This window comes from Paenibacillus melissococcoides, from assembly GCA_944800085.1.
Classification (GTDB): domain Bacteria; phylum Bacillota; class Bacilli; order Paenibacillales; family Paenibacillaceae; genus Paenibacillus_B; species Paenibacillus_B melissococcoides.
On record CALYLO010000001.1, the window covers coordinates 285,718 to 306,818 of the forward strand.

General features: G+C 55.4%; 26 protein-coding genes and 1 pseudogene. 18 read left to right on the forward strand and 9 right to left on the reverse strand.

From position 1 onward, the window contains the following. Positions 1 to 6: 6 nt before the first annotated feature. Positions 7 to 465: an anti-sigma B factor RsbW gene (gene rsbW, locus OCY70_RS01270; RefSeq protein WP_213428085.1), complete on the forward strand. Its 459-nt coding sequence runs from the start codon at positions 7 to 9 to the stop codon at positions 463 to 465. Further along, complete coding sequence (locus tag OCY70_RS01275) at positions 462 to 1,232, forward strand: sigma-70 family RNA polymerase sigma factor (RefSeq protein WP_213428084.1); 771 nt, start codon at positions 462 to 464, stop codon at positions 1,230 to 1,232. The genes rsbW and OCY70_RS01275 overlap by 4 nt, the downstream gene beginning before the upstream one ends. A gap of 82 nt (positions 1,233 to 1,314) precedes the next feature. Here the strand turns inward: OCY70_RS01275 and OCY70_RS01280 are convergent, their stop codons facing one another. From OCY70_RS01280 to OCY70_RS01290, 3 genes are all read right to left on the reverse strand, one after another. Continuing rightward, the gene (locus OCY70_RS01280; RefSeq protein WP_213428083.1) at positions 1,315 to 1,737 is read right to left on the reverse strand and encodes a hypothetical protein; all 423 of its coding nucleotides are present in this window, start codon (positions 1,735 to 1,737) and stop codon (positions 1,315 to 1,317) included. A gap of 14 nt (positions 1,738 to 1,751) precedes the next feature. After that, the gene (locus tag OCY70_RS01285; RefSeq protein ID WP_238535343.1) at positions 1,752 to 2,123 is read right to left on the reverse strand and encodes a YtxH domain-containing protein; all 372 of its coding nucleotides are present in this window, start codon (positions 2,121 to 2,123) and stop codon (positions 1,752 to 1,754) included. Between the two features lie 92 nt (positions 2,124 to 2,215). Beyond that, entirely contained in the window at positions 2,216 to 2,920 is a 705-nt protein-coding gene (locus tag OCY70_RS01290) for a phosphatase PAP2 family protein (RefSeq protein ID WP_249725028.1), read from the reverse strand. Positions 2,921 to 3,117: 197 nt separating this feature from the next. Here OCY70_RS01290 and OCY70_RS01295 point away from each other — a divergent pair, with 197 nt between their 5' ends. After that, positions 3,118 to 4,128: an asparaginase gene (locus OCY70_RS01295; RefSeq protein ID WP_261944528.1), complete on the forward strand. Its 1,011-nt coding sequence runs from the start codon at positions 3,118 to 3,120 to the stop codon at positions 4,126 to 4,128. Between the two features lie 29 nt (positions 4,129 to 4,157). Further along, the gene (locus tag OCY70_RS01300) at positions 4,158 to 4,880 is read left to right on the forward strand and encodes a copper homeostasis protein CutC (RefSeq protein WP_249725025.1); all 723 of its coding nucleotides are present in this window, start codon (positions 4,158 to 4,160) and stop codon (positions 4,878 to 4,880) included. 59 nt (positions 4,881 to 4,939) lie between these two features. Here the strand turns inward: OCY70_RS01300 and OCY70_RS01305 are convergent, their stop codons facing one another. Then, positions 4,940 to 5,164 (reverse strand): DUF1128 domain-containing protein, encoded by a 225-nt coding sequence (locus OCY70_RS01305; protein ID WP_087440702.1) that lies wholly within the window; start codon positions 5,162 to 5,164, stop codon positions 4,940 to 4,942. Positions 5,165 to 5,341: 177 nt separating this feature from the next. Between OCY70_RS01305 and yyaC the strand changes: the two are divergent. The 3 genes and pseudogenes from yyaC to OCY70_RS01320 all read left to right on the forward strand — a co-directional run bounded on the left by yyaC (position 5,342) and on the right by OCY70_RS01320 (position 8,099). After that, positions 5,342 to 5,893: pseudogene (gene yyaC / locus OCY70_RS01310) on the forward strand (spore protease YyaC). Between the two features lie 481 nt (positions 5,894 to 6,374). Next, positions 6,375 to 7,163 (forward strand): alpha/beta fold hydrolase, encoded by a 789-nt coding sequence (locus OCY70_RS01315; protein WP_213428081.1) that lies wholly within the window; start codon positions 6,375 to 6,377, stop codon positions 7,161 to 7,163. 204 nt (positions 7,164 to 7,367) lie between these two features. Then, positions 7,368 to 8,099, forward strand: coding sequence for a DUF6483 family protein (locus tag OCY70_RS01320; protein WP_213428080.1), 732 nt, complete (start codon positions 7,368 to 7,370; stop codon positions 8,097 to 8,099). Between the two features lie 464 nt (positions 8,100 to 8,563). Here the strand turns inward: OCY70_RS01320 and OCY70_RS01325 are convergent, their stop codons facing one another. Continuing rightward, a complete protein-coding gene (locus OCY70_RS01325) occupies positions 8,564 to 8,803 on the reverse strand; it encodes a hypothetical protein (protein ID WP_249725022.1) in 240 nt (79 codons plus the stop codon). On the opposite strand from OCY70_RS01325, the gene OCY70_RS01330 reads away from it, so the two are divergent. The 4 genes from OCY70_RS01330 to OCY70_RS01345 all read left to right on the forward strand — a co-directional run bounded on the left by OCY70_RS01330 (position 8,790) and on the right by OCY70_RS01345 (position 13,406). Beyond that, a complete protein-coding gene (locus tag OCY70_RS01330) occupies positions 8,790 to 9,125 on the forward strand; it encodes a PilZ domain-containing protein (protein WP_249725018.1) in 336 nt (111 codons plus the stop codon). The two genes, OCY70_RS01325 and OCY70_RS01330, sit on opposite strands and share 14 nt — an antisense overlap. A 45-nt stretch (positions 9,126 to 9,170) precedes the next feature. Continuing rightward, complete coding sequence (locus OCY70_RS01335) at positions 9,171 to 10,568, forward strand: glycerol-3-phosphate responsive antiterminator (RefSeq protein ID WP_261944530.1); 1,398 nt, start codon at positions 9,171 to 9,173, stop codon at positions 10,566 to 10,568. A gap of 118 nt (positions 10,569 to 10,686) precedes the next feature. Continuing rightward, positions 10,687 to 12,657, forward strand: coding sequence for an O-antigen ligase family protein (locus OCY70_RS01340; protein WP_213428079.1), 1,971 nt, complete (start codon positions 10,687 to 10,689; stop codon positions 12,655 to 12,657). A gap of 44 nt (positions 12,658 to 12,701) precedes the next feature. Next, a complete protein-coding gene (locus OCY70_RS01345) occupies positions 12,702 to 13,406 on the forward strand; it encodes a hypothetical protein (protein WP_249725012.1) in 705 nt (234 codons plus the stop codon). Between the two features lie 821 nt (positions 13,407 to 14,227). On the opposite strand, the gene OCY70_RS01350 is transcribed toward OCY70_RS01345, so the two are convergent. From OCY70_RS01350 to OCY70_RS01365, 4 genes are all read right to left on the reverse strand, one after another. Further along, the gene (locus OCY70_RS01350) at positions 14,228 to 14,608 is read right to left on the reverse strand and encodes a hypothetical protein (RefSeq protein WP_249725010.1); all 381 of its coding nucleotides are present in this window, start codon (positions 14,606 to 14,608) and stop codon (positions 14,228 to 14,230) included. 49 nt (positions 14,609 to 14,657) lie between these two features. Then, a complete protein-coding gene (locus OCY70_RS01355) occupies positions 14,658 to 14,930 on the reverse strand; it encodes a hypothetical protein (RefSeq protein ID WP_213428078.1) in 273 nt (90 codons plus the stop codon). Between the two features lie 175 nt (positions 14,931 to 15,105). Further along, positions 15,106 to 15,417: a dehydrogenase gene (locus tag OCY70_RS01360; RefSeq protein WP_213428077.1), complete on the reverse strand. Its 312-nt coding sequence runs from the start codon at positions 15,415 to 15,417 to the stop codon at positions 15,106 to 15,108. Between the two features lie 78 nt (positions 15,418 to 15,495). Then, complete coding sequence (locus tag OCY70_RS01365) at positions 15,496 to 15,948, reverse strand: cupredoxin domain-containing protein (RefSeq protein ID WP_213428076.1); 453 nt, start codon at positions 15,946 to 15,948, stop codon at positions 15,496 to 15,498. 199 nt (positions 15,949 to 16,147) lie between these two features. Here OCY70_RS01365 and OCY70_RS01370 point away from each other — a divergent pair, with 199 nt between their 5' ends. The 7 genes from OCY70_RS01370 to OCY70_RS01400 all read left to right on the forward strand — a co-directional run bounded on the left by OCY70_RS01370 (position 16,148) and on the right by OCY70_RS01400 (position 20,825). After that, positions 16,148 to 16,759: a DedA family protein gene (locus OCY70_RS01370; RefSeq protein WP_213428075.1), complete on the forward strand. Its 612-nt coding sequence runs from the start codon at positions 16,148 to 16,150 to the stop codon at positions 16,757 to 16,759. A gap of 2 nt (positions 16,760 to 16,761) precedes the next feature. Then, complete coding sequence (locus OCY70_RS01375; RefSeq protein ID WP_213428098.1) at positions 16,762 to 17,328, forward strand: thioredoxin family protein; 567 nt, start codon at positions 16,762 to 16,764, stop codon at positions 17,326 to 17,328. A 95-nt stretch (positions 17,329 to 17,423) separates the two neighbouring features. Beyond that, a complete protein-coding gene (locus OCY70_RS01380; protein WP_213428074.1) occupies positions 17,424 to 18,047 on the forward strand; it encodes an MBL fold metallo-hydrolase in 624 nt (207 codons plus the stop codon). Then, the gene (locus OCY70_RS01385; RefSeq protein ID WP_261944533.1) at positions 18,040 to 18,165 is read left to right on the forward strand and encodes a hypothetical protein; all 126 of its coding nucleotides are present in this window, start codon (positions 18,040 to 18,042) and stop codon (positions 18,163 to 18,165) included. The genes OCY70_RS01380 and OCY70_RS01385 overlap by 8 nt, the downstream gene beginning before the upstream one ends. Before the next feature lie 226 nt (positions 18,166 to 18,391). Then, a complete protein-coding gene (locus tag OCY70_RS01390) occupies positions 18,392 to 19,597 on the forward strand; it encodes a M24 family metallopeptidase (protein WP_213428073.1) in 1,206 nt (401 codons plus the stop codon). 206 nt (positions 19,598 to 19,803) lie between these two features. Further along, positions 19,804 to 20,187, forward strand: a complete 384-nt coding sequence (locus OCY70_RS01395; RefSeq protein ID WP_006677119.1) for a hypothetical protein — start codon at positions 19,804 to 19,806, stop codon at positions 20,185 to 20,187. Positions 20,188 to 20,633: 446 nt separating this feature from the next. Further along, entirely contained in the window at positions 20,634 to 20,825 is a 192-nt protein-coding gene (locus OCY70_RS01400) for a hypothetical protein (RefSeq protein WP_213428072.1), read from the forward strand. The last annotated feature ends 276 nt before the right edge of the window (positions 20,826 to 21,101 follow it).

Here is a 21,101-nt window from a genome sequence, read left to right on the forward strand (position 1 = left end):
TGACTTATGGCAAATGACAGAGATCGGAAGCAAATCAAATTAATTCTGCCTGCGCAAGCGGCTTATGTCGATCTGGCCCGTCTGACGCTGTACGGCATTGCAAGCCGAATCGGCTTCTCTTACGAGGACATCGAGGATATGAAGGTCGCCATCTCCGAGGCCTGCAACAACGCGGTACTATATGCTTACCGCACGACGCAAGGGATGGTCGAAATCATTTTCGAGGAGGGGCCTGACGAGATTGGCATCATGGTCAAGGACGAGGGCGGCAGCTTCGATGCGGACAGCAAGACGAGCGGCTTGCGCGGGTGGCATGACAAGAGCCTGGACGAGGTAGAAGCCGGGGGGCTCGGGTTCTACCTGATGCAGGCGCTGATGGATGATGTGGAAGTGATGAGCACGGAGGGACGAGGCACCGTTGTCAAAATGCGCAAGCGACTTTTGAAAAGCGGAGAACTGGTATGAGCGCCCCCTCCCGGCATGGAACAGCCGAAGATGCGGTTCAGCTCATCAGCGCTTATCAGAAGACGCAAGACAACGATATCGCCACGATCCTCATCCAAAAGTACGAGCCCATGGTCAAGATGGCCGCCGGCAAAATTTCGCGCAACCGTCCCGATTTGTACGAAGACCTGATGCAGGTCGGCAATATGGCATTGATTCGCTTGCTCCAGCAGTTCGACAGCTCCTTGGGCGTGCCCTTCGAAGCTTATGCGATGAAGAGCATGATCGGTCATATGAAAAATTTTCTCCGGGACAAGTCGTGGTATATTCAAGTGCCGCGGCGAATCAAGGAGAAGGGCGCTCTCATTCAGCAGACGATCGACGAATTGACCGTTCAGCTGGAACGTTCGCCGAACGTGGAGGAGATTGCGGAGCGGCTGGAATTATCCGTGGAGGAGACCGTCGAAGTATTGGCGGGCCGGGAATGCTATCACTATGTGTCGCTGGACACGCCATTGTCGCAGGAAGAGAGCGCGGCGACGCTGGGGGAGCTGATCAGCTCGGACAGCGACGATTACGAAGCCGTCGAGCGGCGGATGGATCTGAGCGATGCGATGGCAGCGCTTAAAGCGGAAGAGCGGCAGGTGCTTGCCCTGGTCTTCGAGGAAGGGCTGTCCCAGCGCGCGGCCGCCGAACGGCTCGGGGTATCCCAGATGAGCGTCTCCCGGATTCAACGCAGGGCCACGGACAAGCTCCGGCATATTCTATCCTCCCGCTATGACGGATAGCTGTCCTGCGCCTTATGCCGCGGACAGAACGAAGCACGCCTCCAGGGCGTGCTTCGATGGTTGCTCTTCTCGATGATTCGGGTCATCCCCATAACACTCGGTCCGTCATGGCTTGAACCTGTCTCAGCTCCGCTTCGCACGGAGCGATGGCATGGAGCAGTTCCGCATCGGAAGCGGGGGGCTCCACGCCGGGAACGCTGAGCTTGCGCTCGAGCTGGGCGCACAGCTTCGACAGGATCGTCCACGCTCTTGCCTGTATCGCTTCCGGCACAGGCGCGTTGCTCGAGAAGCCCGCCAAGCCGGCTTCGACCTGCAACGCTCCGTTCGCCAGCTTGACAGCCGGAACGGTGAACATATGGCTTGCCCTTGCTGTATCAAGCGCCTCGTTCACCAGCCCCAGCACGAAGACTTCCTGCTCGCTGCACTGAATGCCGGTGAAGCCGTGCCGCAAAAATAATTTGCGCACGGCTTCGGCCTGAGCAGAGACGGGAGGTATCGGCGTCATTCCCATTCCTCCCGTCAGTTCGAGTTCAGCTGACTCGCCACTTCATCCGCCACATCGGAAGAAGCTTCCTTCAACTGCGCCGTCGCTTCGGATGCGGCGTCCTTCACGGTAGCCGCCACCTGCTGGGACGCATCCTTCATGCTGTGCACGACCGCTTCGGCCTTGCTGCCGACCGACTTGACGGCATCGGCGGTCTTCGTGCCGAGATCACAGGCGATATCCTTCGTCTTCTCGCCCACCTTCTGCGCCGTGTCGCACAGATCGGAACGCAATTCGCGGCCCGACTTCGGTGCCAGCAGCAGGGCAGCCGCCGCGCCGATAATGCCGCCGACGATGGCGCCTTTCAAAAATCCGTTGGAATTGTTATTATTTTCACTCACTATCATCATCTCCTTGTACGTCATTCGTTGCTATCTACCATACGATTACACCAATTTACCGCTTTTGAAACAGGCTGTGCCGAAATTTGATCCCCCAATTACGCACGGCGCTTGCGGTGGATCCATTGCAGCGCGTAAATGCAGGTGGTAAGCCAGACGCCTCCTGCGCAGAAGCCGGCGATCACATCCGTAGCATAATGCACGCCCAGATAAATCCGGCTCAAGCCGATGGCCAGGATGAGCAGCCCGGTCAGGACGAGAATATAGGCGGCAGGCCGCCCCCGTTCCTTGCGATGCAGCCAGAGGAGATAGCCAAGCATGCCATAGAACGCGATCGAAGCCATGGAATGGCCGCTCGGGAAGCTGTATCCGGATTCGACCACCCAGTGCTCCCATGACGGTCTGGCGCGCTGAATCAGGTTTTTGATGATCAGGTTCAGCGTGTAGCTGCCGCCAAGCGCGGCCAGCAAGCCGAGCGCATCCCAGCGCCGCTTGAATCCCCAGGCGCAAATGCCTGCGCACAGCAGCGAGATGGGGATAATGCCGTGGCTGGAAGCGAGATCGGTGAACAAGGCTACGGCCTTGGTCAGCCCCGGCGATGCGGCGAGCCGCACCGTATCCGTGACGGCGGCGTCAAATTGTTGAAAGTTGTCCGCGAGTACTCCCCGAATCAGCACAAAAAGCAGTACGATCAGAATCAGAACGGCAAGGCCGCCCCATAATAGGCTTAATGTGAACATCGCCGTTTCTTTCGGGGAGGGGGCGGCCGGTTTGTTGCTGGATTGATGATTCATCGCTGTCATGATTTCTCCTTAAGCGGCACACAGGCGGGTGAACACATGCTCTCGCCTGAGGCTGTGTGAATATAAATAGACCGAATACAGGAAAGAGCCCCATTATATGAATATCACAAAGCTTCTATCGAATGCAAATAGACCGATAGGCAGCGGCTTCGGAAAGGGATATAATTTAGGAAGTGGCTACGAGGAAAGGAAGACCGATGATGAATGAACGACTGATAGAAGAAACGCGCAACGGCTGGCTGGAATGCGAGCATCGGGGCGCGATATGCGGCATGGACGAACATGGCCGCATCCGTTATGCTGTAGGGGACACGGCCCGGCCGATGTTTCTCCGTTCGGCAGCCAAGCCGCTGCAGGCGATTCCGGTCGTGCGAAGCGGAATGCTGGATCATTTCCAGCTTGAGGATCGGGACTTGGCGCTAATGACTGCCTCGCACCGGGGAGAAGCGGCCCATGTCGATACGTTAGAGCATGTGATGGAGCATTGCGAGCTTCGCGACGAGGAGCTGATCTGCAGTCCTTCTCTGCCGCTCCATGAGGAATCAAGAGAAGCGCTGCTTCGCCAGGGCGGAGACCGGCGGCGCATGTACCACAATTGCGCGGGCAAGCATTTCGGCGTGTTGGCCTGGAGCAAGATGGCCGGCATGGACATGGCATCGTATGCCGATCCCGCGCATCCGGCCCAGCGCCAGATGAGAGACATGATCAGCTACATGTCGGAAGTGCCGCAGGAGGCAATGATTCAAGGCACGGACGGATGCGGATTCCCGGTATACGGCATTCCGCTGACCGGTCTGGCGACCGCCTACCTTAAGCTGGCCTGTCCTGATCTGATCGGAGACGCGCCCACGAGGGAAGCCGCGGCGCGCGTTCGCCGCGCGATGCAGCGCTATCCGTTCCTGGTCGGGGGCACGGACCGGGTCGACTCGCTGCTGATGGAGGATGACAACATCATCGCCAAGGGCGGGTTCAAAGGGATCTTCGCCTTCGCGCTGACCAAGGAGCGGCTCGGCTTCGCCTTCAAGATCGCCGACGGATCAGATGAAGAGTGGGCGTTGATGACTGCCTCCATTCTGGAGCAGATCGGGTACGAGCGCCGGGAGACGGTAGAGCGTCTTCGCAGCCGGATACCGGCGGTGATTCTCAATGACAACGGCCGGCAGGTCGGGGAACGACGGACCGTCTTCGTGCTGAAGCCGGGAACGTAAGCGGCTGCAACTGAAGGCGGGAACGCAACATGGAGAGAGGCAGGGTGATGGAGATGAAGCAAGTGCTGCTGGAAGTGATAGGGACGACACGGGAAGAGGTGGTGACAGCGGCCCGGAACGGGGCGGATCGAATCGAGTTGATTACCGCCATTACCGAAGGCGGGCTGACGCCGAGCCTCGGACTTGTGCATGAGGCGGTGGAGGCGGTGGACATTCCGGTCAACGTCATGATCCGGCCGCACAGCCGATCTTTTATGTATGATGCGGATGATATGCGAACGATTGTGGCCGATGTGCGGCTCATCCGTTCTACCGGAGCGAACGCGATCGTATTCGGCGCCTTGACGCCGGAAGGAACGATAGACAAGGCAGCTCTCGAGCAGGTGCTGGAGGCCGCCGACGGCCTGCCGATGACCTTCCATCGGGCCGTGGACGAGACGAGGGACATCTATGAAGCGCTCGATGTGCTGCTCGGGTATCCTCAGATTACGAGCGTACTGACCTCGGGAGGACAGCCGAGCGCCTTGCAGGCGACCGATGTAATCGCCGAGATGGTCCGGCGCGCGGAAGGCTCCTCGCTGTCGATTCTGGCCGGCAGCGGGCTTACGGTGGAGTCGGTCGGCGGATTCATTCAGGAGACGGGCGTCCGCCATGTCCATTTCGGATCGAACGTAAGGCAGGGAACGCGGTCACTGTCGCCGATCGATCCCGAGCGGTTGTCAGGTCTGGCCGAGCTGCTTCGCACAGTATAGACGTCCAATCCCGCCCTTGACCGGCTGCCGGACCTGCCGGCCCGGTCAAGAGCAGGAACTCAGCCCCGGCGCAGGCGGCCGAGCTCGGAGACGAGCGCTTCCATTTCGCTAATGCTGTACGATGATTTGCTCATGACGATGTCGTATACATCCTTAATATCGTCATATTGCTCCACGGAGAAGGCGGAGGGCTGCATCGCGGCTGCCGTCGCCATCTTCAAGCGCCCCTTGATCGCCTCAATCATCAATTCCACGTTCTGCTGCGTTTTTTCATTGGTAATCATGCTATTCCTCCTCGAACGGTTGTGAACAACCTGCTCGTATTGTATCACGAATGCGGTGGAAACTGAACGAACTCCCGGGATGCGCTCCGCGCCAGCTGGCCTGCGGGACAGGCTTGGCATGGCAGGAAATGTGAAGTACAATAAGGCATCATGAAGATGAAAAGGAGTACGCAACCGATGCAGCTCAATTTATTTCCGCCCCTGGATCCCCGGTCCGCGGAGAGGCGGCAGAAGATGGCGGGAGCGCAGCTGTCCGGTTTTTTGCAATCGGTGGCTGCGGCGCATCCGTCCGAGCCGGTCACGTTCATCTGAATCGGAACTGACCGTTCCACGGGGGACGCGCTTGGCCCGCTGGTGGGAACCAGGCTGCGTGAGAGCGGATGGACGAATGTGAACGGCTGCCTGGACGAGCCTTGCGATTCGTCCAATCTGGAGGCGAGGCTCGCCGGATTGCCGGATAATCTCCTCACCATTGCGATCGACGCCTGCCTTGGCCATCCTTCGACGGTAGGCTATTATCTGGTCGGCAATCAGCCGCTGCTTCCCGCGGAATCAGTTGGCATGGCGCTCCCTCCCGTAGGCCGTTACAGCATCGCCGCGGTCGTCAATACGAACGGGCCGAAGCCGTACTGGACCCTGCAGACAACTTCTCTCCGCTTCGTGATGAAGATGGCGCATGAAGTGGCGGATGCCATTATGCAATCTTTTCCAGGGAATCATAAGGAATAAAAAAGGTATTTTCCCCATATGAATGATGTCGTGGGCCTGGGGAGGTATCCCGTTCGGCAGGGTCGGATACAGAAAAAAGAGCCGGACCCGACATCCGACTCTTTGGCACTGATCGCGTCAACCCCTATGTTGATCCGTTCCTGGCATGAACGGATCATTTTTTATCCTGCCGGTCCGTCAGCTTAATGATGAGCTGAACCAGGCCGAGCACAAACGCACTCGTGGCGAAGAACATTTCGAACCCTTCCATGATGATCACCTCCTTTCGCGGCCGGACAACAAATACTGGAGCAGATACTGCGCCATAGAAGGTGCTGATTCAGCGGTATTCAATTGGTGTAATATTATTCTATATCTATGTAGAAAAGTCGTTTCATAGAATCCATCTGTAGGAAATTTTGAATTTTTTTTGCACTTTGTGACAAGCATTCATAATACAACGGCGTGCATATGATGCGCGGACAGAAAAGAGGAGATAGCTATGCCAACGATCGCGGTTCATCCACAATTCAGCATGCATATGGAGGAGCAGGGCCAGGGACCGGCCGTCGTGCTGCTGCACGGATTCTGCGGCAGCTCGCGGTACTGGGCGGATCTGGCCCCCCTGCTGGCGGGAAGCTGCCGCGTCATTACGCCGGACCTGAGAGGCCACGGCAAATCGGATGCGCCTGTCGGTCCCTACACGATCGAACAGATGGCGGACGATGTGCTCCATTTGGCGGATGCGCTTGGCCTGGACCGATTCGTCCTGCTGGGCCATTCGTTGGGAGGGTATATTACGCTGTCGTTCGCGCAGCGGCATGCGCACCGCTTGAAGGGATTCGGGCTGATCCACTCGACCGGGAAGCCGGACACGGAGGAGGGCAAGCAGAAGCGGCTTGCCGCCGTAGAAGCGCTCCAGCGGCATGGCATCGTTCCGGTCGTGGACGATCTCGTGCCGAAGCTGTTCGCCGAGGACACCGGCCCTGGAGAGGCTATGGACAAGGCGAAGGAGATTGGCTATTCCACGCCGCCCCAAGGCGCGATCGGCGCAGTGCTCGCGATGCGCGAACGGCCCGACCGCACGGCGGTTCTGCAGGCGGCCGCGCTCCCGGTGCTGCTCGTGGCCGGAGAGAAGGATCGCATTGTCGCGCCGGAGAACGTATTTACCGCGGCGGGAGACCATATCGAGCCTGTCACCCTTGAAGGGGTCGGCCATATGGGCATGATGGAGGCGCCGGAGAAGCTGGCGGCCGCGATTCGTTCCTTCGTGGACAACGTATACGCATGACAGGCGGCCGAATGACAGACCGGCCCTGGTGAGAACGGGAGTGCTGCACCCTTGTGGACAGCACTCTTTGTGCGTTATACTGGATGTAATTTTTGTGCAAATTAGACAGATATCAAAATGTTCGATCACTTCCCGCGCACGATTTTCGCTGCTAATCGGAAAGATTAAGCAACACCTTATCGTCTTTGGCAAGGAGTTGGATTCATGTATCGAAAAGATTATTTGCTGCGGCTGGTGCAGGAGATGACCGACCTGATCGGCAAAGCGATGAATCTGCGGCAGCAGAAAAAACGGACCGAGCTGCTGTTCGAATGGGACGAACTGATGCGGGAGCGGTTCCGCATCAATGGCGAGCTGTCCGATCGGCTGACCGGAGAGGATCTGATTCATCTGTTCCGGACCAACGGGCGGCTGCATGCCGATGAGCTTCAGGCCTTCGCGATCCTGCTCCGTGAACGGGCGAAGCTGGAGCGGGAGAAGGAACTGGCGGAACGCCATGAGATGCCTGTCAGTGACGCTGCCCGCTCGGGACCCGATGATGCCTTCATCGAGGATCTGTATGTGCGGCGTTCCTTCAAAAGCCTGCATCTTCTGCTCGAGGCGATGCTGCACGGCAGCGACCGGCGGCTGCTTCCCGTCATGGAGGCGGCGGAGGGCCTGCTGCGGGAGCTGAAGGGCTACCGGATGCCGGACGAGCTGCTTGAGCGCCTGTGGGCATGGCTTGAACGGGAAGGCCGCTACGCCGAAGCCGAGGATGCGCTGTTCTGCTGGGTGCGGCAGGCCGCGGGCCAGCCGGAGGAAGCGGAGCTGCGCAAGCGACAGGGCGTACGCTTCTATGAACGCCTCGCGGAATGCCCGGATGAAGCGCTGGAGCAGGGCGGCCTTCCTCGCGAGGAGCTGGCCGACGGCCGCGCTGATCTGGAGGCGATTCAATGAACCCGGCCTTGGCCGGTCCGCGCGTGTGTTGGTCGGGCGGCGCCTTTCAGCCCGTCTTCACAATCTCACATAAGACAGGATAATGACGAGAACCTTGCCGGCCCGCAGGGTTCTTTTTCGATCTCCGCACTGAATCGCCTCGTTCTGACTCCTAGTTCCTAAGTCCTTCGGAATAAGAAGCTATTCATATTCACGGCCGATCCGTCGATATAGTATAGTAGGTAATTCGGACTATGCATATTTTTGAATCTCTGGATACAGGAATTGACGGTTGCCGGCGAGGCTGCCCACGAGGCCGCCTGCAAAGCGCATCTGGACCGATATAACACCCTGGCACGAGACATGAGGAGGTTTTTTACATGGGGAATCAGGCATACACGATGGACAGCCCGGGTTTATTATCGGGAGCCTTGTTGAACTGCCGAACTGTGATCGAAGGCAGTGGCTGTGTGGCAACGGGTATGTTATCTTATATGGAAGGCGATTTGATCGATATTGAATTGCCGCAATTCGAACACTTCGAATTGGGGGAGCAAGTCAAAGTTACGATCTATTCCGGAATGGGCATCGTCAACTTTTTCACCAAAATCATCGCCCGGAACGAGGGCTCCCTGCTGCTCATCCATCCGCCTCAGCAGCAGCAGCGGTTTACGGACAAGCGCGAGTCGCCGCGGGTCATTATCCGCAAGCATGGCTTCATCCATTCCGAAGCCGCATCACAGGAGAACCGGAGCGCTGTTCAGAGCGGAACCCCGATTACACCTGGTCGATATCAGCCTGACCGGCGTGGGCTTCACGATGAGCGAGGGCGCGCCGCTGCGCGAAGGCATGAGGGTCGACGCGGAGCTTCAATTGGGCTTCACCTTGCCCTGCCGCCTCAAGATTGTGCACCGATCCCGCCATCCCGAAGGGATGCAGTACGCAGCCAGCCTGGAAGGCCTCGACGAAGTCTCCCTCCGCTCCCTGCGCGCCTTCATCCTGCGCGAACAGATCACGGCTTATGTGGATAAGAAGCAGAGTGTATAGATAACATGTCGGCACTATATCCTTTTCGAAGAGAGGAGAAGCAATTTGAAAATATCATCCTTACGGTATTTCTTATCTTGCTGCGGACTAGCTATATTCGGCGTCATGTTATTTCTTCTTCCCGGAACTGCAGAAGCCGGAACGGTATTTCCCCCGAAGCAGATCGATTCCTACGATGTAGAATTGAAGACGGATCCGACATATGTTCCGACTCCGCTGAGCGTCACCGAAGCAACCTACGTCCAGACCGTCAACCTCGACCCGGCGGTGGCGGAAGTCTCGGTCGATCCGGTTCTGGGCCAATATGCGATTACAGGCAAAACCTACGGCACGACCACCGTCGAATACAAATGGACCACCGCCCAAAATGTCGAGCTCGTACATAAGTTCACGGTTACGGTCGATTCCGGCGGGATAGCGCCGCGTGTTCGAATAAATGAAGAAGAGGACAGTTATTTCAAGCTAATTAACAGCAGTTTATTTCAAACGAAGACAATAGATCTGAGTAGTTTATTTTCAGGTAATATAAAATGGGAAGCCGGGTCTTTTGAACTTTATGACAGTAACGGACTTTTTGGTCTTGGCTCGGATTTTTCAAGCCCAAGTAGAAGCTATTTTACTTTAATTTATACAGGTAATACGGGCGATACCAGGATTACGATAAAGGCAACTGACTTAAACGGCTACACCGCTTCCTACTTCTTCGACGTCTCGACGAACTGGGATCCCGTCTTTCAGCCGCATCCGGATATGACCCTGATTCAAGGGGAGGAATACACCTTCAATCTCAAGGACATGAAGGTCTTCACGGACGCAGATGATGACACATTGCATTACACCATAGATCCGGTAACTGGAGTGACGGCATCCATTAATGAAGATACGTTGACCGTGACATCCAATATCGAGCAGGAGTTTGCGTTGACGATCCAGGCCGATGACGGCCGGAACGGGAAGGCTGTTGGCGTGCTTAATTTCAAGGCTTGGCGCTCCGAGGAGGTTGGCATTGCAGGGACCTACCCGGAGACGCGCAACACGATTCGCTTTACCCAGATCCCTCAAGGGAAATACGTGCTCGCTCCGCTCAAGACCACGATGCCGAGCGAGGCGGAGCTGTTGGGTTGGGTCGATGAAGGGAAAGCGCGGGCTGCGGATTCAGACGGAGAGCTTGAATTTGCAATCGATGAGATCAACGAGCCGAACCAAAAGCAGCCAGCCTTGCAGGCAGGCACTTACGGACTTTATTTAGTTGAATCTGCCACTGTTACTCTGGACAGAGTCGTGCATCTTATCGGCATCGATGTCGTGCGGAGCCAGTTGGAGCAAATCGACCGTGACCATGAAAATAACGGGCTGGATATTATGGATGCGCATCGATGGTTAATGATATACAATAACACTTATTTCAATGCGAAAGTCGTCCTGTCGCTGCTTCCATCTTAACCTCGGAAAAGCACGTCAGAATCATAAATCATACAGGCTAACCTTAGGGTTGGCCTTTTGCTATTATGAGAACAATACAATAATAAAGATAGATAGAGTGATAGGTGGAGAAGAAGGCATGAATGATAAAAGCGAACGAAACGGAGAATGGACCGCGGCGGCTGCCGGGGTTGCCGCAGGCATCCTGCTGCTCGCGCTGTGGCTGAACGGCCTGTTCTATAACGGAGATACGGTTGTGCTCTCCGTTCTGATGTGTGCCGGGGCTATCGCGCTCCTTCTGATGAAGCGTCCCATTCTATCCGCGGCCATCCTGCTGCCGCTTGTTCTCCTGATCGCCTATGGCATCGTCCGCTTCCTCGATCCGGCGAGCGTTCACGGCACCCATATGCAGATGATCCGCTATGCGATGTATACCGGGTGGACGGTGGCGATATCCATGTTTTTTTGCCGGAGCGGCTCTGACTCCGCGTGGAAAAAAGGACTGCAAGCGCTCCTCGTCGTTGGCGCCATCAACAGCCTGAGCGCGCTCCTGATGCTGGGCGGATGGCTTCCTTATGAAGCCGGCGTTATGACCAGCGAGAACGTCGAAATTTCCGCTTGGGGATTCCGCCTGGGCGGATTCTTCCAGTATCCGAACACCCTCGGAGCGGTAACGGGCGCTTTTCTGCTCCTTCAGCTTTATCTTGTCCAGGCCGCCTCCGGCTTCCGGGCGCGTATGGCGGCGCTGCTTCCCGTCCTTCCTCACATGGCCGTCCTGATGCTGACGGAGTCCCGGAGTTCGTGGCTGGTTGTCGCGTTTGTGTGGGGTGCCGGGCTGTTATTTTTGCATACAAAACGGCGCGCTTATATCGCATTAACCGCCCGTACGGCCGCATGGGGATTCGCCGGGGCCGCGAGCGCCGCTTCCTTGTGGGCCGATGATCGCTCTATGATTCCGTTGGCCGTGGCTGCGGCTTGGGCCGGTTCATTAGGGGGAGAAGCGCTGCTTCACCGTCTCCGGCATTCCCGGCGGCGCGGAATCGGATGCTCGTTTTTGATTGCGGCGGCATCTGCGTTCCTCGGTCTGCTGCTGATGCCGCAGGGGGCTTCCGGGCGTCTAACGGATCATTATGCGACCGCAGGCGCGCGGACGCAGTTCTATCGCGACGCACTGATCTTGTGGCGGGAGCATCCATGGTTCGGCGCTGGCGGAGAGGCCTGGCGGCAGCAGTTCGCGCGCATCCAGAGCGAGCCCTATGTCGGCAAAGAAGTGCACAGCAGCCTCTTCGATCTGCTCCTCGATGTCGGCGTCATCGGAACGGCGCCCGCGCTCATGCTGGCCGCGGCGGCGCTCTATACCGCTTGGCGCCGTCACCAGGGACTGGCCATGGCCGCGTCCGTGCTCCTGCTGCACAGCGCCGCCGACTTCGACATGGCCTTCGGCTTCTTCGCGATGCTCCTCCTGGCCATGCTGGCGTTTGCGGCAGGCGCGGGCGAGCCGGGCCATGGAAGGCCGCCCCTTCGCCTGGACCGCATGGCGTCGCTTCTGCTGGCGCTGCCGCTGGGCGCCGCAGGCTTGCTGGCGGCTGTGCACGCCGCAGCCCAGCCGCTCGCGGACGCCGACGGCCTGCTGGCGTTGAAGCTGACGCCAGCCGACACCGAGCTTCGCATCGCGGTGTCGCGGACCTTGCCGCCGGAAGAGGCCTTCGCCCTGCTCGCGGAAGGCCGCCGCTATGAACGGAGCGGCTTCGCTCTCTACCGCGAGCTTGCCTTGGCGAGCAGCGGCCTCGGCCTCGGCCGGGCGGCGGAGGAGGCCGGCTATTGGCGGGAGGCCATCGCCTGCGCCCCGTTCGACCGCGACCTGCGAACGGAAGCGATTGAGCGGCTGGCCGACCAGGCCCGTCACGCCGTGATTGCCGGCCACCGCGACGAGGCCAAAATATTGGCGGCGGCCGCCGAAGACTTGTACCATCGCTATGAAGCCGAGGTACAGCGTGTCGCATCGATGCCGAATGCCGCCAATGACAAGCATTTTGTGATGACCGAGGAGGCGAGGCGCGCGTACATGGCCATCGTGCCGCTGCTCGGCTTCAACAGCGACCGGCGATAATCCCGCCTGCAAGCGCAGGAGGGGATTATCGGCCGGTCGTTTTTTTGGCATGGGACGTGTCGCAGGATCAAGAAGAAGTTCTGAAGGCGTTGAAAGGAATATATGCGAAGAAGGACTACGTATTTCATAATGAAGTTGAGGTGATTCACCAGTATACGGATGAAAAAGCAGAGGTGAGAGATGAGAGAACGTACCGCTTGCGAGGAAAAGATTTCTCCGCCGACCTGAACAAGAATTGGGTTATTGGGGGAGATCATCTCAGTTCTATAGAGATTGATTTCGATAAGAAAGAGCTTGATCCGAAATTGTGGAAAGCGGCGACAGATGCCGCTAAAACAGCTTTTCATCATAAATTTGATATGAAGCAGGGTCAGCTTCAGGGTTATTTTAGTCCATGGAAACAAGGTCAAAAACCAGAATTAAAGTGGATGCTTCGGGACGACAAGGTTACGATTTATGCGGATCCCAAGACAGGAAAAATAAATAGCGTAATCAATGAGTTCGGAATAAAAGTACGGGATAATAAAGGAATTTCAGAAAAAGAGGCAAAAGAATCGGTTGCCCCATTAGCGAAGAAATTGTTCAATATCGATCTTAATGGATATAACGTAATATGGGATAACCTGACAAAAGGCTATTACTTCACCAAAAAGAATGGCACGAGTGTGAGAGCGGCATTGGATGCCGATAAAAATGTGGTGTATCTTAAATCCGGGGACAATGCGGCTCACGGGGGAGACGGCGTTTGATATCTATTCATGCATGGAATTGACCCTTGAAAGACAATTGGCGGCTTCCGGAGACTTTGGGTGGGAGTCATGTCTTTGAATCTATAAATACCCACCAAAAAACCGGGGGCGGCGCCCTCAGACTGGTGGATGTTCAATTGGTCCGTAATGAATTATATGGGAATCCTTCGCATTTTGCGCAACGACGCGACGGATATGTTCTACGAAGTCTGATTCCAGTACGCATTGGCTGAATCAGGGTTTCTTCGATTTTTCCTGTGACGACGTGACGGGTGTCGAAAGTGCCATTTCGCTTGTATTCAAATCCGAGCGCTCCACTTTTCCCGGAACCATCTGCAAAGCTTCGTGATAGTGAGAAACCGCCTGTACACCCGTCATTTCATCGAAAGAATGGACATGAACTCTTTCTTCATACAGGGAAAGTGATGTAACTCACATACTTGTTTGTTATATGTCATAGAACTTGAAGCTACTAAACTACCGGATGAATTATACAAACGAGCTTGGCCACCCATATATCCTATTGGTACATTTGCATCTGCTTTAACATAGGCAACTGCTTCAACTGTTGTGGTTGGATTTCCGCTCCAGCGCTCCCATACCTCAGAAGTAAAAGAATACTTGTAACCATGGATTGCTGAAGGCAGCTCATAGGGATCAGACTTGGTGTCAGCAAATGCTGTTATTGACATCAAAGTGATGGATAAAAACAGATCATCAAGAAACTACTAACTTTTATTATCATTTTGTTCATTGTGCTTTACCTCCCCTTCAATTATGCGCAGCGTTCCCATTTGAATTATTCATTCTAAATTCACCGATTACAGTTTTACCATCTGATTCATACAAGGGGATTGATTGTAGCCGCTAGATTCCATAGATTCCTGGTAGGTGATAACCTCTTCTGGTGAAGAAACAGATGAATCCAGATCGGATGCTTTTACATATCCAACAACCCCATTTTCTCTCTCTGCCTTAATCAACTCTGGTTCTTGTGTTGGTCCATAAGGGTAAGGCCCATATCCATAAGTTTGTCTTTGCTCGTTAACAGGATAGTTAGGTACTTTTCCTTTAACTGATGCTATACTATACTTAGAAGGGGCTGCTTTCTCAGTATTATCTGTAGCAGCCAATAATGTAGGTATTCCAGTCACCAAAGCAAGCGTCAATATTACTCCCAGAGAATTTTTCTTCATTTTCATAATCGACAATCCTTTCTTCGATAGTTTTTTTCGGGTTATTGCAATAGGATTATTTTGGAAAAATTACCACAAAAATCACGCTTAAGTTTTCAACTCCTGAACAATTTGTTTGTAAACGGTTGCTATGCTCTACTACTTTCTCCAACTTCTCGTTCGTGACTTCACCCGATTCGCCAAGCTCCAGTAAATTTTGCCCATGTAGCTCCTGCTTTTCCTGATGCTCCGCTTCTTCAATGCTTGCAAACAACATCTTTACTTTGTCTTGCAGTTTGGCTTTGTGCTTGCCCCAGACAAAGATATACTTATTGGCATTTGTTGTCATTTTCTGAGTATATAAAGAAATCGTTCCTTTTGTAGATGGTGGATGGTACTTCCATTTATTAAAGAACGATTTCTTTTTGTTTTAGATTTTGAGAATAGTGTTGTCTCTTGTCATTTCAATGCCTCTTGGGATAGCCCCGATCTATTATACATTTTTTGCCTGAGAGTTCGCCGACCTATCCGCCGAAGGCTTGGCGGAAGCAGGCGGAGAGCTTCTTCGGATCGACCTCCCATAGGGCGGCGAGCTCCTCGCATACGGCTTCATCCCACCAGTCCGACAGCTTCTTGCGGTTGGCGTGATTCTCGTGAATCCATATCAAATTGGCAATCACTTTGCGGTAATAGAGCTCTTCACCTTCCTTCCGTTTGTCTTCGGGAATCCAGACATTCATGCGCTTGATCGTGCGGTACAGCTCGTTGCTGCAAGCCCGGCGGATGCCCCGGGCGGTAGGCAGGGCAGCGGTGTGGCGCGGTCTCGGTGTCTTCATGGCCATTGGCCCCTTTCCAGCAGGTTGTGTTATACCATATGCAGGAGGAGGCGCCGCTGCCAGAAGGACCTTCCGCGGCTAATCGACCACGATGTACCCGACCATCGGTCCATTGCTGGCCGCATCGGCATGCGTCGTGCAGACGATACGGTAGATCCCTTCCTTCGCGGTGAAGCGGATAATCGTCTCCTTGTTTTTTTCAATGGTGCCGGAGATATCGAGCCCTTCAATCACGAAATCATGGCGGTGCCCGTTCACGCCCCGGATGCGCAGCTCGACGCGCTCGCCTTCGTTCGCGTGTACTGTGTCAGGAGCAAATTGGTAAGATCCAATTTCGGTTCCGTTCTCAAGCGTGGACTTGAATTCGCCCGTCACCATATGCAGGATTCGGGTCTCTTGGGGGGCCGCTTGCGCGGCCTGCTCCATCCGCATCGATTCGTACCGCCAGAAGGCGGCGCCGACCATGATGGCGGCGATGGCGATCAAGCCGATGCGCCATTGCTTGGGGGTGACTACCCAGAAATTAGCCATGGATGTGAACCTCCTCGACATGTATTCGGAAAGCTTGGAGTACGAGACTTCTGTTAAGAAAGCGAAAATGGCCATGCTGTCCAGCTAGTCCATATGTATGCCGGAGAAGGCGGTAACATGAGCCCTTCCGGTCGATTGCGTTAGAGTCATGTCCCATCGTAAAATAGAATACACTGGTAGCAAAAAGAGGAGATGGGACATGGAATTTTTGCATCAAATCGTGACTACGCTCTTTCATTGGGTGCAGCAATTGGGAGAATGGGGAATCATGCTTGGCTTGATGATAGAGGTGATTCCGAGCGAGATTGTGCTTGCCTACGGAGGTTTTCTCGTCTCGATTCAAGAGATTACCTTTGTGGAAGCGGTCGTCTTCGGCGTCATCGGCGGGGTTATCGCGCAACTGTTCGTCTATTGGATCGGCAGGTACGGGGGAAGGCCTGTGCTCGAACGGTACGGCAAATACATTCTGATCCAGCCGCATCATATTGCGAAATCGGAAGAGTGGTTCCAAAAATATGGGACAGGCGTTATCTTTACGGCCCGCTTCGTTCCGGTTGTACGGCATGCCATCTCTATTCCGGCGGGCATTTCCAAAATGAATGTGTGGCGGTTCACGCTTCTGACGACGCTGGCGGTCATCCCGTGGACGATACTGTTTGTCTATTTGGGCTTCGTGCTGGGCGATAAATGGGAGCAGATTGACGACGTGGCCGGCAAATGGGTCAAGCCGTTTATTCTCGTTGCTCTGGCGCTGCTTATCGTGTATGTTGTCATTAAATATACGTATTCCAAAAAGAAAGCGGGGAAATGAAGATGGCCAAGAGCGTAGCCGGCGTAATGGGAAAAGGAATTCGCCCCCAAGCCTTTGTGGACGGGATGCAAAAGAACAAGGAGGCCTTCGTCTCCTGGTATGAGCAATTTGCATGGGCGGATGAAGAAGATAAAGCTTTTTTCGAGTCGCTGCAATACCGCGATCACCTGCGCTGCCTGATCCTGGCGGCGGATTGGTGCGGCGATGTCGTCCGCAACGTGCCGGTCGTCTTCCGTGCGATGGAAGCGGCGCAGATCGGGACGGAAGTGCTGATTATGGAGCAATTCCCGGAGACGATGGATCAGTTCCTGACGATGGGCGGGCGTTCGGTGCCGGTTGTCATCTTCGCCGATACCGGCGGGCATGTTCTCGGCCAATGGGGTCCGCGCCCGAGCGATGTGCAGGCGCATATGATCCGCTTCAAGCAGGAGAATCCGGACCGGGAAGCGCCGGACTATCAAGACAAACTGAAAGTGGTAAGACAGCAAATGATGGAAACGTACGGCGAAGGCACGGGATACCAGACACGCATCGTGCGCGAGCTCAAAGAGCTGCTGTCTTCCTTTTGACATCAAGCAAAGTTCAACAAGTCAACCTTTTAAAAAGGTAAACCTATGTTTGCGGTCGACTTCGCGAACAACTTTTACAAAGGCGGTGTTATTCTATGTTTCGCATTCAAAGCTATACACTCGGCCCGGTTCAGACCAATGCCTACGTGCTGATCAACGAAGAGACGAAGGAAGCGGCCGTCATCGATCCCGGCATGAATCCGGAGCCGCTGCTGCAGGGACTCCAAGGCTTGAAGGTGTCGGCCGTCCTGCTGACGCATGCGCATTTCGATCATATCGGCGGGGTTGACGCCGTGCGTGAAGCTCACGGATGCCCGGTCTATATTCATGAGCGGGAAGCGGAGTGGCTTACGACGCCCGAACTGAACGGTTCGACGATGTGGCCCCAAGTCTGCCCGCCGATGGCGATGAAGCCTGCCGATCATCTGCCGCAGGACGGCCAGACGCTGGAGCTGATCGGCCATAAGTTCCAGGTCATGCATACACCGGGACATTCTCCCGGCAGCGCCAGCTTCCTCCATGAGAAGCACTTGTTCTCGGGCGACGTTCTCTTCCGCACGTCAGTGGGACGAACGGATCTCCGGGACGGGGATATGAACGTGCTGCTCGAATCGATTCACGGCAAGCTGTTCCCGCTGGGGGATGACGTTACCGTCTACCCGGGTCATGGTCCCGTGACCCAGATCGGGTATGAGAAGGAGCATAATCCTTTTGTATAATAGGAAATGCTTGGCGAGGCGGCTTGCCGGACGAATGTTCGGGCAGGCCGCCTTCCTTATTAACGCCGTCGGCCCGTTGGCGCTGATTTTGGGTTCGTGGTATGATGAGCTTAATTGAGGAACGGATGCGCATTCTGCGGGGGAATGAGGCTGGCCCTGGGGCGGAAGCATGGATTGATTCGTGTATGCGGGGCTGCACGCACAGGAGCGAGGAAGGATAGGAGGCAAAGCGGGCGCGTAAACCGGGCGGGTTTGCGCTTTTTGCGTCCTCCGCGGGAGCATTCGCGCAAAGCGGGAGCCTCTGTGGGAACGGGGCTTCAGTAAGCAGGAAGGGAGCAAGATCGATGGAAGGCGTATTGAAGCGAGAAATCGAAGGACGAATTGCCCGGCTGCAGGCAGCGATGGAGGAACGAACCATGGACGGCTGTCTGATTACGCAAAATGTCGGGCTTTATTATTTTACCGGATCAATGCAGACAGGGTATCTGTTCGTGCCGAAGCAGGGCGAGCCTGTCTACTTCGTCAAGCGCAGCCTGGAGCGCGCTCGGCATGAAGCCGCGGTGGCGGTCGAGCCGCTCGGCTCCTTCCGCGCTTTCGGCACGCTGCTGCAGGAGCGCTTCCCGGAGGTGTTCGCGTCCGGACGCCCGGTCATTGCCACGGAATATGACGTGCTTCCGGTGCAGTTGTTCGAGCGTCTCCGTTCCGTGCTGCCGGATGCGGCATGGACCAACGGCTCCGCGATGCTGCGCGGGCTGCGGATGGTTAAATCGCCGTGGGAGATCGACCGCATCCGCACGGCCGCCCGCGCGGCGCATCATGCGCTCGAGCAAGCGGCCGCTTACGTCCGGCCCGGCATGATGGAGCTCCAGCTTATCGCCCATATCGAGCATGTATTCCGCATGCAGGGCCATGTCGGATTTATCCGGATGCGCGGGTACAACCAAGAGATTATTACCGGGATGGTCGCCTCGGGCGAAGCGGGAGCGGAGCCGACGTACTTCGACGGTCCGGCCGGCGGACGCGGCTTGACCCCGGCGAGCCCCCAAGGCTCCAGCCGGAAGGTCATCGCCGAGAATGAACCGATTCTCGTCGATATCGGATGCTGCATCGACGGCTATGTCATCGACCAGACCCGGACGCTGGTTATTGGCAAGCTGGATGAGGAGCTTGAACGGGCCTACGAATCGTCCGAAGCCATACTGCGGACCGCCGAAGCGAGCCTGAAGCCGGGGACGGTGTGCGAGACGCTGTATGCCGGCGCGTTGAAGCTGGCCGAACAGTATGGCTTGGCGGGGCACTTCATGGGCTTCGGGAGCGATCAGGTCAGCTTCCTCGGCCATGGCATCGGCATGGAGATGGATGAATGGCCCGTGCTGGCGCGCGGCTTCACGATGCCGCTTGAACCCGGCATGGTCATCGCGATCGAGCCAAAATTCACGTTTCCTGGCCGAGGCGTCGTCGGGATCGAGAACACGTACCTGATTACGGACGGCGGGTTCGAGAAGCTGACCACTCCGCCGGAAGGCGTGTGGCGGATTCCGGCGCCGTAATCGGAGGCCGGAATCCGAGGTGTGACGGAACCCGGAGCGCCGCGCTTCCGTCGATTTCCTGAGAATGCATGTTGACATTTGCCTGGAAGTCACATATTTTATTTTAGAAAAGGCAGCGTCTTTTTTGCGGGAACAAGCATACATTTACAGCAATCATAAATTTTAGTACGATAGAGGAAACAGCATATGGATGGGAGGCATGGACAATGCTGCATTTGGGAGAGAAAGTAGTCATTGTTGCCGACCGCTTCGAACAACATTTGCCTATCGGGGAATATGGCTATATCATTGCCTATGACCGCAATGCGGATAACGCATTCGATTACGTCATCCGGGTGCCGAGAGCAAACCGCAACTTCTTCGTGCCGGCGTCTGACGTCGAGCAGGAAGGCCTGCTCCTGCAGCAGGAAGCGGACCGCATCGAACGGGAAGCGCTTATCGACTATGCACTGGCTACTCACAATGAGTCTCTGTTCCGCCGGATCATGAATGGTGATGCGGCAGAAGACCAGGAGGAAGAGAACGAGCAGGAAGAAGCGATGTCTCAGGAAGAGTTCATCCGCCAAGTCAACCTGCGCGCATGGATATAAGGAAGAGCACCGGTTTGCGTTACGGGGTAACGTGCGGCCGGTGCTTTTTTGATATGATAGACTTTATAAATTTGTTTGGGTGCAAGCAGGTCTTCCGCTTGTTTCTGTTTTTGGTCAGGTTAGGATATGGAGAGGAACATCTTGAAACGAAACTTTTTTGGATAAAAATTTGCCGCCCAGAGCGCTTTACATCGATTTTTTCTATTGAGAGACACGGGTCCACCACATAAAAAATGAATCGCCCAAAACTCCCCAAAAAACCCTATGGACTTTCTCAACGGTCTGATTTCGGGCTCCAAGAGACTGCGCTGGATCCTGGAGGCATTATCGCTTTCTGTAGGCCTTGTTGGCTCTAGGAGGCATCGTTGCCTTCTGGAATCATCGTTTCCTCCTCGGGCTTGAAATTGTGGAGGGAATAGCTGCTATTTTACAGGAATTTCGGCTCAATGCGTCTACATCCCGAGGAAATGCTGCACAGCTACATCATTTTAGGCCTTTTTGCTCCAAGTCGAAGCGAAACGGGTGAAATTGCTGCCGTTTTGCAGGATTCCCTCTCTGGTGAAGTCGTCCCTATCGAATTGCTGTATTTGCGCAGGATTTTGCTTGCCGAACAGGCTTACCGAATAAGTGTGCCTTGAGAAATCATGCAGTTATGCGGATTTCCTTACCGAATCGGCGTGTCTGGAGAAATCATGCAGTTATGCAGAATTGGCCTGCCGGATAGACGTGTGTAGGGATATTGTGCAGTTTTCAGGCCGTTGGACCCCCCATTTTTTTCGAAGGGGTGGAGATTGTCCATTTACCTAATCAAAACTTGGCACTCCGATCAGAGCGTTTTAAATCCATTTTTCTACGAAGAGACGAGTCCGAATAGAGTGCCGAAAAATCCCCTGGACTTTCTTGTATCGAGAAGG

Excerpts from the sequence above, each read along its gene's own strand:
- OCY70_RS01275 (WP_213428084.1), top strand. The coding sequence starts at position 462 with ATGAGCGCCCCCTCCCGGCATGGAACAGCCGAAGATGCGGTTCAGCTC.
- OCY70_RS01360 (WP_213428077.1), bottom strand. The coding sequence starts at position 15,417 with ATGAAGACACCGAGACCGCGCCACACCGCTGCCCTGCCTACCGCCCGG.
- OCY70_RS01290 (WP_249725028.1), bottom strand. The coding sequence starts at position 2,920 with ATGACAGCGATGAATCATCAATCCAGCAACAAACCGGCCGCCCCCTCC.
- OCY70_RS01390 (WP_213428073.1), top strand. The coding sequence starts at position 18,392 with ATGGAAGGCGTATTGAAGCGAGAAATCGAAGGACGAATTGCCCGGCTG.
- OCY70_RS01400 (WP_213428072.1), top strand. The coding sequence starts at position 20,634 with ATGCGTCTACATCCCGAGGAAATGCTGCACAGCTACATCATTTTAGGC.
- OCY70_RS01370 (WP_213428075.1), top strand. The coding sequence starts at position 16,148 with ATGGAATTTTTGCATCAAATCGTGACTACGCTCTTTCATTGGGTGCAG.
- OCY70_RS01280 (WP_213428083.1), bottom strand. The coding sequence starts at position 1,737 with ATGACGCCGATACCTCCCGTCTCTGCTCAGGCCGAAGCCGTGCGCAAA.
- OCY70_RS01315 (WP_213428081.1), top strand. The coding sequence starts at position 6,375 with ATGCCAACGATCGCGGTTCATCCACAATTCAGCATGCATATGGAGGAG.
- OCY70_RS01340 (WP_213428079.1), top strand. The coding sequence starts at position 10,687 with ATGAATGATAAAAGCGAACGAAACGGAGAATGGACCGCGGCGGCTGCC.
- OCY70_RS01350 (WP_249725010.1), bottom strand. The coding sequence starts at position 14,608 with ATGAAAATGAAGAAAAATTCTCTGGGAGTAATATTGACGCTTGCTTTG.
- OCY70_RS01295 (WP_261944528.1), top strand. The coding sequence starts at position 3,118 with ATGATGAATGAACGACTGATAGAAGAAACGCGCAACGGCTGGCTGGAA.
- OCY70_RS01285 (WP_238535343.1), bottom strand. The coding sequence starts at position 2,123 with ATGATAGTGAGTGAAAATAATAACAATTCCAACGGATTTTTGAAAGGC.
- OCY70_RS01355 (WP_213428078.1), bottom strand. The coding sequence starts at position 14,930 with ATGACAACAAATGCCAATAAGTATATCTTTGTCTGGGGCAAGCACAAA.
- OCY70_RS01300 (WP_249725025.1), top strand. The coding sequence starts at position 4,158 with ATGGAGAGAGGCAGGGTGATGGAGATGAAGCAAGTGCTGCTGGAAGTG.
- OCY70_RS01305 (WP_087440702.1), bottom strand. The coding sequence starts at position 5,164 with ATGATTACCAATGAAAAAACGCAGCAGAACGTGGAATTGATGATTGAG.
- OCY70_RS01375 (WP_213428098.1), top strand. The coding sequence starts at position 16,762 with ATGGCCAAGAGCGTAGCCGGCGTAATGGGAAAAGGAATTCGCCCCCAA.
- rsbW (WP_213428085.1), top strand. The coding sequence starts at position 7 with ATGGCAAATGACAGAGATCGGAAGCAAATCAAATTAATTCTGCCTGCG.
- OCY70_RS01330 (WP_249725018.1), top strand. The coding sequence starts at position 8,790 with ATGGCTTCATCCATTCCGAAGCCGCATCACAGGAGAACCGGAGCGCTG.
- OCY70_RS01380 (WP_213428074.1), top strand. The coding sequence starts at position 17,424 with ATGTTTCGCATTCAAAGCTATACACTCGGCCCGGTTCAGACCAATGCC.
- OCY70_RS01320 (WP_213428080.1), top strand. The coding sequence starts at position 7,368 with ATGTATCGAAAAGATTATTTGCTGCGGCTGGTGCAGGAGATGACCGAC.
- OCY70_RS01365 (WP_213428076.1), bottom strand. The coding sequence starts at position 15,948 with ATGGCTAATTTCTGGGTAGTCACCCCCAAGCAATGGCGCATCGGCTTG.
- OCY70_RS01325 (WP_249725022.1), bottom strand. The coding sequence starts at position 8,803 with ATGGATGAAGCCATGCTTGCGGATAATGACCCGCGGCGACTCGCGCTT.
- OCY70_RS01395 (WP_006677119.1), top strand. The coding sequence starts at position 19,804 with ATGCTGCATTTGGGAGAGAAAGTAGTCATTGTTGCCGACCGCTTCGAA.